Source organism: Streptomyces fulvoviolaceus, from assembly GCF_000718165.1.
Classification (GTDB): domain Bacteria; phylum Actinomycetota; class Actinomycetes; order Streptomycetales; family Streptomycetaceae; genus Streptomyces; species Streptomyces fulvoviolaceus.
In genome coordinates this window covers 1-327 of the sequence record NZ_JOEY01000194.1, presented here as the reverse complement: position 1 = coordinate 327, position 327 = coordinate 1, and the positions used below count along the sequence as shown (strand labels likewise).

The following is a 327-nucleotide window of genomic DNA, read 5'->3' as shown; positions in this document are numbered from 1 at the left end:
GGCGGCACTTACACCCTGGCGGTCACCAAGAGCGGCATGTGCCTCGATGTCGTCGACATGAGCACCGCCAACAAGGCCCTCGTGCAGCAGTGGAACTGCGTCGGCAGCCAGGCCAACCAGCAGTGGACGGTCATCGACAGAGGCTCCTCGACCTATGAGCTGATGTCCGTGGGCAGCGGCAAGTGCCTCGACGTCCCCGACTCCAGCACGACCAGCGGTGTCCAGCTGCAGCAGTACACCTGTGTCGGCAGCAGCAACCAGCTCTGGCGCTTCACCGCTTCGGGTTCCGGCACCTACCAGGTCGTGAGCGTCAGCAGTGGCCTGTGC

General features: G+C 64.8%; 1 protein-coding gene. It reads left to right on the top strand.

Annotation, left to right across the window (positions count from 1 at the left end):
- On the top strand, window positions 1–327 hold a 327-nt coding region (locus IG08_RS0153485), incomplete at both ends, for an RICIN domain-containing protein (RefSeq protein ID WP_030622352.1).